This window comes from Paraburkholderia kururiensis JCM 10599 = LMG 19447 (assembly GCF_003986935.1).
In the GTDB taxonomy this organism is placed as follows: domain Bacteria; phylum Pseudomonadota; class Gammaproteobacteria; order Burkholderiales; family Burkholderiaceae; genus Paraburkholderia; species Paraburkholderia kururiensis.
Genome location: NZ_RJZE01000008.1, coordinates 1 through 13,762, shown reverse-complemented (window position 1 = coordinate 13,762; position 13,762 = coordinate 1). Strand labels below are relative to the sequence as shown.

The following is a 13,762-nucleotide window of genomic DNA, read 5'->3' as shown; positions in this document are numbered from 1 at the left end:
GCTGCTTATCGCACTGCACCGGCGTAGACGGCCGGCGTCACGCCGAACATGCGCACGAACGCGCGCGTCATGTGGCTTTGGTCCGCGAAGCCTGCACTGGCGGCCGCATCGGCAAGCGCAAGGCCAGACGCAATCGAACGCCGCGCCAGCATGACGCGGCGCTGGACCAGATAGGCATGTGGCGTCATGCCGACGTCGCGTGCAAATGCCCGCAGCAGCTGGAAGCGGTTCATGTCGGAATCCGCGGCGAGCGCTGCGAGTGTGTGTGATGCCGAGGGATCGTCGTCGATGCGGGCCTTGGCGTGCGCGACCGACCCGGGCGCGAGACGTCGGGGCGTCAACGTAGCGTGCGACTCGATCGCGCATTCGAAGAACGCGGCCAATGCCTCGTCGCGAACAAGTGCGTCGGGGTACGCCACAGGATCGGTGGCAATCGCAAAGAGTCGCTCGAACAGCTTTTTCAATCGAGGGTCGTACACGACGGGACGCGTCAATTCGAGGTTGCATGCGTTCGTGCCCGCAAGCTCGCGCGCGGCATCGAAGACGAGCGACGGCTCGAAGTACAGCATCTGCCATGCGCGGCCACGTTCGTCGAAGGGCCGGCCGTCATGAACCTCGCCGGGATTCACGGTGATGACGTCGTTCGTGCGCGCCTCCACCGGTCCGCGCCCGCTCGCCGAGCGATGCCCGCCGTGCGTGATGACGCCCACGCCGAAGTGGTCGTGCGAGTGCCGTGCGAACGTGTGTGACGTGGCGGCGGCAGTGGCCTCGACGCCGGCAATCGCGGTGCGCAGCATGCGCACGCGGCCTGATGGCACGCGTTTCATGGCCGCGCATGCGGACCGTTCACGTCGGCCGCCCTGCTTCGTTGCGTTCCACTTCGCGCGCCTTGCCCTGCGTCACGCTGCTGCCCGGCGGCACGCTGTGCGTGAGCCACACGTTGCCGCCGATCACCGAGCCGCGACCGATCGTGACGCGGCCCAGAATCGTTGCACCCGCATAGATCACGACGTCGTCCTCGACAATCGGATGCCGCGCGTTGCCCTTCACGAGCGTGCCGTCGGTGTCCGCCGCAAAGCTCTTCGCACCGAGCGTCACCGCCTGGTAGAGCCGCACGCGTTCGCCGATGATCGCGGTCTCGCCGATCACCACGCCCGTGCCGTGGTCGATGAAAAAGCTGGGGCCGATCTGCGCGCCCGGGTGAATGTCGATGCCGGTGGCCGAGTGGGCAATCTCGTTGATAAAGCGCGCGAGCAGCGGCACGCCGAGCCGGTGCAGCGCATGCGCGAGCCGATGATGCGTGACCGCGAGCACGCCCGGGTAGCACAGCAGGATTTCGGTGATGTGCTGCGCGGCCGGGTCGCCGGCATAGGCGGCCTGAATGTCGCTGACCAGCAGCGCGCGAATGCCGGGCAACTGCTTGCCGAACTCGCGCGCCACGTCGAAGGCACGCACGCGCAGCAATTCGTTCGGTGTCTCCGCATGCTCGGGCAAAAAGCGCAGCGCGCGGCGAATCTGCTCAGCGAGCAGCCGCAGTGTGCTTTCCAGCGTGTGTCCAACGTAATAGTCGACGCTTTCGTCCGTCAGATCGGGCGCGCCGTAGTGCGTGGGAAAGAGCGCTGCGCGCAGGCCGTTGACGATGCCGACCATCGCCTCGCGCGACGGCAATTCGCGAATACCGCGCGGATGGCGCGTTCGATGCAGTTCCTCGCGCGACGCGCGCAGCTCCGCGACGATCTGCTCCAGGCCCCAGTTCGAAGAAGACGGATTTGACATGGTGACAACGACAGCCGCGCGTGGCACGGCGAAAAGTGAAGTGTCCCCAGAGATTACCGCGTTTTGTCGTGAATCGCCGCACGGGCGGGGCATGCGCGCGTCGTGTCGACGTGCGATGCAAGCGGAAAGACGCGCCTTCGCGCGCCTCAGATGGTTATGCTGCTGGCGTCGATCCAGCGCACGGCCCAGTCGCGCGCGTGGGCGATGGCGGCGGCTTCGTCGGTGAAGCGCAGGTCGGTGGGAAAGAAGCGGTTAGCGACGAGTTCGCCGTCGCTGGAGCGTGAAATGACCACGTAGGGTTGCCAGCTGCCGTCGCCGGCACGCGCCGGGGCGCAATTCAGCAGATAGCCGCGATGCGTGAATGCAGCGTCGAAGTGCATGAGTGTCACCCGCCCTGACTGCCCTTGTCTGGTTCAAAAGGCGCGTCGGGAACTGCCGTGAAACCCACACCCGGCCGCTCGATGAGGCCGTTGACTACGCACGCGCCAACTGTCGAAAGAGGATCATACTCTCAAGAAAATTGGCGATCCAAGGAAAAAAGCAAATTACCGCGAGCTGTTCAAGTCGCGAACAAAGGCACGGGTGGTAGGGCGCAAAGCCATCAGGAAAAGTACCAGGACGTCATGTCTCTTGTGCACTTAGTGGATCTCCGGTTCGCCTGCACGCTGCGCGCCACCCGCACCGCCTCGTTGCAGGAAATCGAAGTCGCAGCCCTTGTCGGCCTGCATGACGTGGATCTGATGCATCGCGCCGTAGCCACGCGTGAAGCGCGGCGGGGGTGCGACCCACTCCGACTTGCGGCGCGCCAGTTCTTCGTCGGAAACCAGCACGTTCAGCTTGCGCTGCGGCACGTCGAGTTCGATGAGGTCGCCGTCGCGCACCAGCGCAAACGGTCCGCCGATGAACGACTCCGGCGCCACGTGCAATACACACGCGCCGTAGCTCGTGCCGCTCATGCGTGCGTCGGAGATGCGCACCATGTCGCGCACGCCCTTTTGCAACAGCTTCTTCGGAATAGGCAGTTGGCCCCACTCGGGCATGCCAGGCGCGCCGATTGGCCCCGCGTGTTGCAGCACGATCACGCTGTGTTCGTCGACGTCGAGCGATTCGTCGTCGATGCGCGCCGCCATGTCGTTGTAGTCCTTGAACACCACGGCGCGGCCCGTGTGCACGAGCAGATGCGGTTCGGCCGCACCCGGTTTGATGACGGCGCCGTTCGGCGCAATGTTGCCGCGCAGCACCGCGAGGCCGTTGTCGGGCAGGAGCGGCGCGCTGCGGCGGCGGATCACGTCGTCGTTGAAGACCTGCGCGTCCGCAATGTTCTCGCCGATGGTCTTGCCGTTTACCGTCTTCTGCGTGCCGTCGATCAGATCGCCCAGTTCCTTCAGCATCGCGCGCAGGCCGCCCGCATAGAAGAAGTCTTCCATCAGGTACTCGCCGGTCGGCCGGATGTTGGCGAGCACCGGCGTACGGCGCGAAATGTCGTCGTAGCGGTCGAGTGTAAGTTCGATGCCCGCGCGGCGCGCCACCGCGATCATGTGCACGATCGCGTTGGTCGAACCCGATAGCGCGAGACATGTGGTCACCGCGTTATCCACGGAACCGGCCGTGAGAATGTCCGAGGGCTTCAGGTCTTCCCACACCATCTCGACAATGCGCATGCCCGTCTTCGCCGCCATTTGCGCGTGCCGCGAATCGGGCGCGGGAATGGATGCGAAGCCGGGCAGCGTGAAGCCCAGCGCCTCAGCGGCGCTCGTCATGGTAGACGCCGTGCCCATCGTCATGCAGTGGCCCGGCGAGCGCGCAATGCCGCCTTCCACGCCCTGCCAGTCGTCTTCGGTGATATGTCCGGCGCGCAGTTCGGCCCAGTACTTCCAGGTGTCCGAGCCGGAGCCCAGCGTCACGCCGTTCCAGTTGCCGCGCAGCATCGGGCCGGCCGGCAGGAAGATGGCGGGCAGGTCCATCGATATCGCGCCCATCAGCAGCGCCGGCGTCGTCTTGTCGCAGCCGCCCATCAGCACGACGCCGTCGGCGGGATACGAGCGCAGTGTCTCTTCCACCTCCATCGCGAGGAAGTTGCGATAGAGCATGGTGGTGGGTTTCTGGAACGGCTCGGAAAGTGTCTGTACAGGAAGCTCGACGGGAAAGCCTCCAGCCTGCCAGATGCCGCGCTTCACTTCCTCCACACGCTGCTTGAAGTGCGTATGGCACGGATTGATTTCGCTCCACGTATTGAGAATCGCAATAACGGGCTTGCCTGCGTATTCTTCGCGGCTGTAGCCCATCTGCGAGGTGCGCGAACGATGGCCGAACGAGCGCAGGTCGTTGACGCCATACCAACGGTGGCTGCGCAGCGTTTCCGGGGTCTTTCTCTTCGTCACTTTCTCTCCTTCACACGCGAAACGATCTGGGTCGGGCTCACGAACTGCAGCGCGATGATGACCCAGATCAGCGTGATCGCCATGTAGATCATGGCCATGGCGTCGATGGATTGCGGCGCCCGCACGCCCGTCGAGAATACCGCGTAATAGAGCGCGACGACGAGTGTCTGCGTAGCGGGCCCCGCCGTGAAGAACGTGAGTTCGAAGAGGCCGATGGTGCGCACCAGCACCAGCAGACCCGCCGCGAGCATACCCGGCACGAGGAGCGGCAGCAGCACGTAGCGGAAATAGCGCAGCGTGTTCGCGCCGAAGATGCGTGCAGCGGCTTCGAGGTTCGGGTCGATCTGTTCGATGAACGGCGTCATCACGAGAATCACGAACGGCAGCGCCGGCACGAGGTTCGCAAGAATCACGCCGCTCAGCGTGCCTGCGAGACCGAACTTGTACATGGCGGTGGCCATCGGAATGCCGTAGGTGACAGGCGGCACCATCAACGGCAGCAGGAACACGAGCATGGCAAGCCGCTTGCCGCGAAACTGCACGCGCGCGAGCGCGTAGGCCGCCGGCACACCGAGCACGATGGAAAGCAGCACGACCGCGCCCACCACTTCCACCGTGACCCACAGCACACTCGCCAACTGGAAGTCGGACCAGGCCTGCGCGTACCAGTGGAGCGTGAACCCTTGCGGCAGCGGCGTGCCGAACCAGCGCGTCGCGATCGAGTTGATCGCCACGGTGGCAATGAGCAGCAGCACGTTGAGCAGGAAGAACGCCATCGCGCCCCACACGAGCGCTTTCCATACGAGGTCGGGCAGACTCGCGCGCGGCCCTCGCCTCGCCGGCTGCTCGCCACGGCGGCCGTGGTTGCGCGATGCGCTGTCGTCCTCGCTGCTCGCGGACAGGTTCATGGCGGCAGGCGACGACGACGCCGCGCCGGCATTCGATGCCAGCTCGCGCGGCACGGAGCGGCGCCACGCTTGCCTCGTCTCGCGATCGGTGGTCATCAGCCTTTTCCTCCGGTGGTGGGTCCGCGATAGAAAAAGCGGCGCGCACCCAGCATCGCGGCCACGACGATCAACTGCACGAAGCCCATCACGATGGCGACGGCTGAAGCGAGCGAGTAATCGTAGTTCTCGAACGCGGCCTCGGCGGCGGCAATCGACATCACGCGCGTGGGGCCCGCCGGCGCGCCGAGCAGCACCGCGGACGGAAACACCGAGAACGCCTGCACGAACGAAAGGCACGCCGCCATGGTGAGCCCGGGCACGAGCAGCGGGAAATAGATGCGGCGGAATTGCTGCCACGGCCCGGCGCCGAGCGTGGCGGCCGCGCTCGCGAGCGTCGGGTCGATGCCCGTGACGTAGGAGAGCGTGAGCAGAAACGCGAACGGAAAGCCCGACACCACGAGCGAAATCAACACGCCCCAGTAGTTGTGCGTGAGCCGCACTTCGTCGGCATAGAGATGCAGCACGTGCAGCGTCTGCGGGAACCAGCCGTTCGGGCCGAAGTAGGTGAGCATGCCGTCCGCGATCAGCACGGTGCCGAGCGTGACCGGAATCACGAGCAGCGTGGTAACGAGCTTCTGATACGGCGACGGACGGCGCAGCGCGAACGCCACCGGCACCGAAACACCGACGTTGATGAGCGTGGCCGGCACGGCGAGCTTGAGCGTGACGAGAATCGTCGGCCAGAGTGAGGTGTCGGAAAAGAACGTGGCGTAGTTGGCCCAGATGCCGCCGCCGTTCATCGGCTGGAACGACAGCACGAGCCCGTACGCAAACGGATAGATGAACAGCGCGACGATGAAGACAAGTGCGGGCGTGACGAGCCAGCGCTTCGGATCACTGGGCGCTGCGGCAGTTGCGGGTAGCGTGGCGGCGTTCGCGTTCATGGCGCCTCCACGTCGTAGACCAGCGTGCGAGCTGCCGGCACGCGCAGGCTGATGCGCTCGCCTTCCGAAAATTCGCCGGCCAGCCGTGCCCACAGTGCGCCGAACGCGGTCTGCACGCGAATCAGCGAATCGCGGCCGCCGTATTCGACGGTTTCCACTTCGGCGTCGAAAGCGTTCTCGGCACCGGGGGCGGCACGCTCGATGTCCTCGGGTCTCAGCGCAACGCTCACGGCCTTGGCGCTGAACGCTTCCATCGGTGTGCCGACCAGTTGCACGCTGCCGTTCGCGAGCCGCACCCGCTCGCCCTCGGCGGCTTCCAGCGTGAACGGCACCACATTGCGATAGCCCATGAAACGCGCGACGTGCAGATTCTTCGGCCGCCCGTACACCTCTTTCGGCGTGGCGACCTGCTGCACGACGCCCTCTTTCATGACGACGATGCGGTCCGCCATCGAAAGCGCTTCGTCCTGGTCGTGCGTCACGTAGAGGGTCGCGCGCTCCAGCTGGCTATGAATGCGCCGGATCTCCGCGCGCATCTCGATACGCAGTTTCGTGTCGAGATTCGAGAGCGGCTCGTCCATCAGCACGAGCGGCGGCTCGATCACGATGGCGCGCGCAATCGCCACGCGCTGCTGCTGGCCGCCGGACAACTGCCCCGGCAGCTTGCGCTCGTGTCCCACGAGTTGAACGAGTTGCAGCGCCTCGCGCGCGCGCCGCTGCGCTTCGCCCTTCGCCACGCCGCGCATCTTGAGACCGAAGCCCACGTTGTCGAGCACGGACATGTGCGGAAACAGCGCGTAGTTCTGGAACACCATGCCGAAGCCGCGCTTCTCGGGCGGCAGCACGTCGATACGCCGGTCGTCGAGCCAGATGCCGCCGCCCGAAAGCGGCTGCAGTCCCGCGATGCAGTTCAACGCCGTGGACTTGCCGCAGCCCGATGGCCCGAGCAGCGCGATGAACTCGCCGCGGCGGATGTTCAGATCGAGTCCCTGCAAGGCCGCCACCGCATGGCCTTCTGTGCTGGTGAAGCTGCGGCTCACGGATTCGAGACGCAGTTCCTCAAAGTGACGATTCATCGTGCGTTCCTCGTCTTTCCGTCCGGTATGGGGACGGCTGGGTCCTGATCCTTGAGACTGGTCCTTGAGACTGGCCCTTGGCCCTGGTCTGCACGGCGCGGCCGGCGCTGGCGATACCACCCGCGCCGGCCACCCGTATCGATGTCGCGACAATGGCGCCACGCTGGACGCCTTGTCGGTCTATTTGGTCTTCTGTGCGCCGATCTCGCGGTCCCACTTCTGGAACGCCGCCACCATGGCCTGCGCGGAAAGCGGCAGCGCCTGCGGATGGTCGGCGATCAGTTTGGGATACTCAGGCCGGCCGTACTTCTTGAGCACGTCCTGGCTGTGCGCCGGCGCCTGTTCGAGCGTCACGCCCTTCACGGCGGGCCCGGGATAGAAGTAGCCGTCGTCCCAGGTCAGGGCTTGCTGCGCCGGCTCCAGCATGAAGTTCATCAGCTTGAAGAGCACGTCCAGCTTTTCCTTCGGCACGCCCTTCGGGATCACCATGTAGTGGGCGTCGTTCACCCAGGTCATGTTGTCGAAGGCCTGCACGCGATAGTCGGCCGGCACGATGCCGAGCGCACGCGGATTGATGTCCCAGCCCGTCACCGTCACGGTCATGTCGCGCGTGCCTTCGCCCAGTTCCTTCATCACTGCCGACGTACCGCCCGGGTAGTACGGAATGCAGTCATTCAGCTGCTTGAGGAAGGCCCACGTCTTGTCCCAGCCGTGGATCGGGTCCACGGGGTCCTTGTCGCCCAGCACGTAGGGCAGGCCCATCAGGAACGTGCGGCCCGGACCCGAATTGGCCGGACGCGCGTAGATCAGGCGGTCGGGGTGCGCCTTGCACCATTGCAGCAGTTGATCGGGCGTCTTCGGCGGATTGCTCACCTTGGCCGGGTTGTACTCGATGAGCGGTCCCGCGGGCATGTACGCGACTTCGAGCCCAAAGCCCTGCGCCAGGTCCTGCATCTTGCGGGGGCCAGGCGCATAGCGGTCCAGCACGCCAGGAAACACCGAGGCCTGGTCGGGCAGGAGCTTGAGCCAGAGGTTCTGTTCGATGCCGGCCGCGAGTGCGTCGGTGCCGGTCAGCACGAGGTCGATGTCGGAGCGGCCCGCCGCCTGCATCGCCTTGATCTTGCCCGGCAGTTGCGGCGCGGGCGCATTGGTGTACGTGATGTTCGAGACCAGGTTCGGATACTTCGCCTTGAACGCCTCGAAGCCCTTTTGCGTGAGCTGGAGGTCACCCGCCACGTCCACGATGTTCAGCGTCACAGCGTCCGCCGCCTGCGCGGCAGGAACCTGCGCGGCCACTGCGGCCACCGCGACGGCACATGCTGCCAGCAGCCTGACTGACAATCCGCCAGAAAAGGTCATCGCATCTCCTCGGTTGTTCTCTTGATATGGACGCCGCGGACGGTGCGGATGAGGCGCGGCAGGTTCGCACGGCGCCCTGCCACCGGTCCCCGGTTACCGCAAAATAACGAACGCGGCGCGTCGATGTCAAGCAAATTATCCGAACCGGATAGGGCTGCACGAGACCGCTGGAGTGCGCACAAAACCTCTACCAGCAAGGGTTTCCGTTTAATCCCCGCGAGCAGATCGCACTGCGGCGTGGTAGTGGAAACCTTTACTTGTTTGGCAACTTGACGGCGGCGAAACCCCTTGGCTCAACCGCCCTTCACGCCCTGCGTATTCACGTAAAGCGCGTAAAGGCCGTGGCTCGCCGCCATGAAGAGTCGATTGCGGTGGCGCCCGCCAAAGCAGACGTTCGCACAGCGCTCGGGCAGCGCGATATGGCCGATGGCCTCGCCCTGCGGGGTGAAGACGCGCACGCCGTCGAGTTCGTCGGTACCCATGCCCCAACCGCACCAGAGGTTGCCGTGGATGTCCACGCGAAAGCCATCGGGCGTGCCGGGACCGGCGTCGATCACAACGCGATTGTTCGACAGCGTGCGGCCGTCGCCGCTCACGTCGAACGCGCGAATCTTGCGCGGCTCGGAACGCGACTCGACCACATAGAGAAGCGACTCGTCGGGCGAAAAGGCGAGACCGTTCGGGCCCGCCACATCGTCGATCACGACCGTTACCTCCGCCGAGTGCGGATCGACGCGATAGACGCAGGCCGGCAGTTCGGACGGCTGCTTCTCGCCCTCGTAATAGCTGTCGATGCCGAAGGTGGGGTCCGTGAACCAGATCGATCCATCGGACTTCACGACGATGTCGTTCGGTGAATTGAAGCGCTTGCCGCGATAGCGGTCGGCGATCACGGTGACGGTGCCGTCGTACTCCGTGCGTGTGACGCGGCGCGTGAGGTGCTCGCACGTGACGAGCCGGCCTTCGCGGTCGCGCGTATTGCCGTTCGCGTTGTTCGACGGCTGGCGAAAGGCACTCACGGCGCCCGTTTCCTCGTCCCAACGCAGGATGCGGTTGTTGGGAATGTCACTCCACAGCAGGTAGCGGCCATCGCCGAACCAGACCGGCCCTTCGGACCAGCGCGCGCCCTGATAGAGACACTCCACCGACGCCGACGCGAGCCGCAGCGCCGTGAAGCGCGGATCGAGCACGCGGATGGCGGGGTCGGGATAGCGGCGGCTGGGGTGGTCGGTCATGGTGAGAGGCAAGCTTGGGCGCGATGCAGCGCCGTGGCGGGGAGCGTTGCGATACGGCCGCGAACGAAGACGGAGAAGCGGGCCGGAGAAGCGGGTCGGCAAAGCGGGCCGGAGAAGCGGCGCGAGGAACGCGAACCGAGGAATCGCGGCGGCGACTCCGACGTCACCGCCGCAACGCGCTACACGGCGTTCTCCCGGTTCTCCCCGCCCGCTCAGTCGCGTCCGAGCTGACCGTCGCGCAGACGCCAGAGCTTCAGCGGATTGCCGTCCTTCACGGCTTCAGGCAGCAGCTCGGCCGGCAGGTCCTGATAGCAGACCGGACGCAGGAAGCGATCGATCGCGGTCGCACCCACCGAGGTCGCACGCGGATCGCTCGTGGCCGGGAACGGTCCGCCGTGAACCATCGCGTAACAGACCTCGACACCCGTCGGATAGCCGTTCGCCAGAATGCGGCCCACCTTGCGCTCCAGCGTGGGCAGCAGGCCGCGCACGAGTTCGTAGTCGGCCGGTTCGATCATCAGCGTGGCCGTGAGCTGGCCTTCGATCTGCTCGGCCACCTTCGTCATTTCGCTCACGTCGGCGCAGGTCACGATCAGCGACGTCGGCCCGAAGATCTCGTCCTCCAGCGCCCGCGTGGCGAGGAACTGGGCCGCCGTGGTCGTGAACAGCGCAGGCAGCGCGGAGCACGACGCGTCGCTTGTCGTGCCTTGCGCCACGCTCTTCACGCCGCTCGTTTCGGCACGCTGCGCCACGCCTTCGCGATACGCGGCGGCGATGCCCGCGGTCAGCATGGTCTGCGCGCCCTTCTTCGCGAGCGCCTGAGCGGCGGCGTCGATGAAGCCCTGGGTATGCGGTCCGTTGAGCACGATGACGAGACCCGGATTCGTGCAGAACTGGCCCACGCCCAGCGTGACCGATTCCACGAAGCCGGTTGCAATCGAGTCTGCGCGTGCGGCCAGCGCGCCGGGCATGACGAACACCGGGTTGATGCTGCTCATTTCCGCGAAGACAGGAATCGGCTCGCGGCGCTTCGATGCGATATCGGCCAGCGCCAGACCGCCGCGGCGCGAGCCCGTGAAGCCGACCGATTTGATCGCAGGATGCGCGACCAGGGCTTCGCCAATTTCATTGCCGGCCCCGATCACGAGCGAGAACGTGCCTTCGTGCAGACCGCAGTCCGCCACGGCCTTCTGGATTGCGCGGCCCACGAGTTCAGACGTGCCGAGGTGCGCCGGATGCGCCTTCACGACCACCGGGCAGCCGGCCGCGAACGCGGAAGCGGTATCGCCGCCCGCCACCGAAAACGCGAGCGGGAAGTTGCTGGCGCCGAACACCGCCACCGGGCCCACCGGAATCTTCTGCATGCGCAGGTCGGAGCGCGGCAGCGGCTTGCGATCGGGCATCGCCGAATCCAGCGTGGCCGTCAGCCAGCGCCCTTCGCGCACGAGCGAGGCGAACAGCTTCAATTGACCGACGGTGCGTCCGCGCTCGCCTTCAAGACGGGCGCGCGGCAAGGCGGACTCGGCCTGAGCGCGCTCGATCAGCGTATCGCCGAGCGCGAGGATGTTCTCGGCGATGGCTTCGAGGAAGCGCGCCCGCGTTTCGAGCGGTGCGCTGCGATAGGAGTCGAAGGCCTGTGCGGCCAGATCGCACGCGCGGTCCACATCCGTGACGCTGCCCGCGCCGAACGTGGGCTCGATTTCGGCATTGCGCGCGGGGTCGAAGGCACGCAACGTGCCCTTCGTCCCTCGTACGGCGCTCGCGCCGATCAGCATCTCTCCGGTAATCTGCATCGTCAAACTCCTGTGAAGCGCCGGTGGCCGCGGTACCTGTCGCGGCACCGCCATGTCCGCCTGGCGCGTAGTGTGTGGAAGAGGGTTGTGCCGGTTGGCCATGCGTGGTGACCACCCGGGCAGGACCGGTAGCGCCGCGGGTGCCGTGCGTCTGCGTTGCAGGCGCTTGCTTACCAGCGCACCCGGCGTGCCGAATCGGTCCATCGGCTCGTACTATGCCGGCCTCGTGTCCATGCGGACACAGCCGGCAGCCGAGTCGTTGTCAGTGAACCCGGGACTGGCCCGGGTGAATCCAGCCCTGCTCCTGCTCGAACGCAAGCAACGCCTGCGCCGCCGCCTGGATATTCGCATGATCCGCGGCCGGCGTCGAACTGAGCAAGGGCAACATGGCGCCCATATCGGCAATGCCCGAGAACGTGACAGCATCGTGAAGCACGCGGATCAGCGAAATCTCGTCGCGCAGCGTCTCCAGCGGCATGAAGGCATCGTAGATTCCCGCCGCCTCGCCGAGCCCGTTTTGCTGCGCGGCACGCAGCAGCGCCATCACGGCGCGCGGCGCGATGCAGCCCGAACCGGTGGTCCACGAAGCAAGACCGAAGTCGCGAACATGCACGAGCGCGGGCCGCTCACCCATGCCCGAAATCACCTTGGCCCGGCTCACGCTCTGCAATAAGCGCCTCAGCCAGGCGTCATCACCTGGATCGTCGCGCACGACCGCGTACTTGACCGCAATCAGTGTGCCCCTGTCGACGAGCCGCGCGAGCGTATCGACGTCCACGTAGTCTTCGCTCTTCACGTATAGCGTGAGCGGAATGCCGGCAATGTCCGCAATGCGCGTAAGTCCGGTCTCGACCCCCTCCGGCGTGGTGAACCCGCCGAGCGGCAGCACCATCGCGGTGCGGTACGGCGTCTGCGAGAGAATGCGGGCCTGGTCGAGCATCTTGCCGTAGTCGGGTCCGATGGCCGGAATCACGCGGGTGGTTTCGGCGGTACTGTCTGCGAGCATGTCTAGCAACTCGCGATACTCGCTCACCGGCACGTGGTACAGGTTCGCGTTGCCGCCGTACAGCAGCGTGCGCACGCCGCCCGCCTCGATGTGCCGGATGAGCTTGAGGTTCTGCGCCGCGTCCAGTGTGTAGTCGACGCGACGGGCCAGCGGCGGCACGGCCATCACCGTGGCGGCGAATTCGCTTTCGACGATCGGAGAGACGTTCATGACACCTCGGCCAGCGTGTTCGGGATGCCGCAGTGTGGCACCTCCGCTCGCCAGTTGTCAAACAAGTTGACCCTCGACCAGCGATGCGCGCTGGCCGCTTCGGAATATGGGCGAAACACTGAAGAATATATAAACCGCGCAGGCAATTAACTCCGTGAACGGAATATTGACCCGCGATCAAAGCAAAATATTCTTTTTAAGGATCTAATCCGCAGGTCGCGTTTTTAAACAGACGTCTCCCGTGCGCAACATTCCGGGATTTCCCGCGAGGGATTTGCGCGTTCGGTGTGGCGGCCCTGTAATAATCACGGGCAAAAATATCTGCAACGCCCATACCAGTTGCGCCGCGGTCCCACTTGGCGGTGCTGTGCCGCGCCATGACCGCTCCGGCACGACCTGTCACGCAAGCGGAGGCAGGTCGGTTACGTCAATACGAGGAACAAAAACGACCCCGCTGAAATTTAGTGATAAATTGTTACAACCGAAGAGGGGGGCGCAACCCTCCCCGCGCCGCCTGCGGCATTGGCCAGCCGCGAATCGAGAGTAATACCGTGCCGCTACATTTCATTGAGCAGATGTCGCCGATACTGGCCGCATCCGACGAGACGCAATGGTTCGACGCCGTTGCCGGTCTCGCCGGCTCGTGGGGCTTCAGTCAGGTTCTGCTCGCCATCCTGCCGCGCCCGGGCATGCGCCTCGAGGATGCCTACGTGCGCAGCAACTACGCGTCGTCGTGGCGGCAAGCCTATACAGACCAAGGTTTTGCCTATATCGATCCAACCGTCTCGCACTGCACGACGCATTCGTCGCCGCTCGTATGGTCGCCTGATCTGTTCGCCACGACGCCGCAGAAGTCCATGTACGAAGAAGCAAGCGCGCACGGGCTGCGCGCCGGCGTGACGCTACCCAGTCGGCCCTGAACAATTCATTTTGCTCGGCAAATGAGTTCACGCTGCCGACTGCGTAGCAGTTTCGAAGCCAAGCAAAGCGACGAGAATCAGGGCGTAAAAAAGCCGCAGCTTGCGCAGGATCATC

General features: G+C 65.3%; 12 protein-coding genes. 1 reads left to right on the top strand and 11 read right to left on the bottom strand.

Translation table 11 applies throughout. The annotated features are described in order from the left end of the window. Window positions 1–5 precede the first annotated feature (5 nt). The 11 genes from PKKP23_RS11175 to PKKP23_RS11125 form a co-directional block, all read right to left on the bottom strand. Window positions 6–827: an AraC family transcriptional regulator gene (locus tag PKKP23_RS11175; protein WP_126876931.1), complete on the bottom strand. Its 822-nt coding sequence runs from the start codon at window positions 825–827 to the stop codon at window positions 6–8. Between the two features lie 19 nt (window positions 828–846). Next, a complete protein-coding gene (gene epsC, locus PKKP23_RS11170; RefSeq protein WP_126876930.1) occupies window positions 847–1,776 on the bottom strand; it encodes a serine O-acetyltransferase EpsC in 930 nt (309 codons plus the stop codon). 146 nt (window positions 1,777–1,922) lie between these two features. Continuing rightward, window positions 1,923–2,156, bottom strand: a complete 234-nt coding sequence (locus PKKP23_RS11165; protein ID WP_017774928.1) for a hypothetical protein — start codon at window positions 2,154–2,156, stop codon at window positions 1,923–1,925. A gap of 258 nt (window positions 2,157–2,414) precedes the next feature. Beyond that, a complete protein-coding gene (araD, locus tag PKKP23_RS11160; protein ID WP_126876929.1) occupies window positions 2,415–4,157 on the bottom strand; it encodes an L-arabinonate dehydratase in 1,743 nt (580 codons plus the stop codon). Further along, window positions 4,154–5,161, bottom strand: coding sequence for an ABC transporter permease (locus PKKP23_RS11155; protein WP_126876928.1), 1,008 nt, complete (start codon window positions 5,159–5,161; stop codon window positions 4,154–4,156). The genes araD and PKKP23_RS11155 overlap by 4 nt, the downstream gene beginning before the upstream one ends. Beyond that, complete coding sequence (locus tag PKKP23_RS11150; protein ID WP_126876927.1) at window positions 5,161–6,048, bottom strand: ABC transporter permease; 888 nt, start codon at window positions 6,046–6,048, stop codon at window positions 5,161–5,163. The genes PKKP23_RS11155 and PKKP23_RS11150 overlap by 1 nt, the downstream gene beginning before the upstream one ends. Then, window positions 6,045–7,124, bottom strand: coding sequence for an ABC transporter ATP-binding protein (locus PKKP23_RS11145; protein ID WP_126876926.1), 1,080 nt, complete (start codon window positions 7,122–7,124; stop codon window positions 6,045–6,047). Before PKKP23_RS11145 ends, PKKP23_RS11150 begins: the two co-directional genes overlap by 4 nt. Before the next feature lie 180 nt (window positions 7,125–7,304). Further along, window positions 7,305–8,483, bottom strand: coding sequence for an extracellular solute-binding protein (locus PKKP23_RS11140; RefSeq protein ID WP_126876925.1), 1,179 nt, complete (start codon window positions 8,481–8,483; stop codon window positions 7,305–7,307). A gap of 293 nt (window positions 8,484–8,776) precedes the next feature. After that, complete coding sequence (locus PKKP23_RS11135; protein ID WP_026121463.1) at window positions 8,777–9,718, bottom strand: SMP-30/gluconolactonase/LRE family protein; 942 nt, start codon at window positions 9,716–9,718, stop codon at window positions 8,777–8,779. A gap of 212 nt (window positions 9,719–9,930) precedes the next feature. Further along, the gene (locus PKKP23_RS11130) at window positions 9,931–11,511 is read right to left on the bottom strand and encodes an aldehyde dehydrogenase (NADP(+)) (protein WP_126876924.1); all 1,581 of its coding nucleotides are present in this window, start codon (window positions 11,509–11,511) and stop codon (window positions 9,931–9,933) included. A gap of 262 nt (window positions 11,512–11,773) precedes the next feature. Next, window positions 11,774–12,727, bottom strand: a complete 954-nt coding sequence (locus PKKP23_RS11125) for a dihydrodipicolinate synthase family protein (protein ID WP_126876923.1) — start codon at window positions 12,725–12,727, stop codon at window positions 11,774–11,776. 551 nt (window positions 12,728–13,278) lie between these two features. On the opposite strand from PKKP23_RS11125, the gene PKKP23_RS11120 reads away from it, so the two are divergent. Next, window positions 13,279–13,647, top strand: a complete 369-nt coding sequence (locus PKKP23_RS11120; RefSeq protein ID WP_126876922.1) for an autoinducer binding domain-containing protein — start codon at window positions 13,279–13,281, stop codon at window positions 13,645–13,647. Window positions 13,648–13,762: the final 115 nt, after the last annotated feature.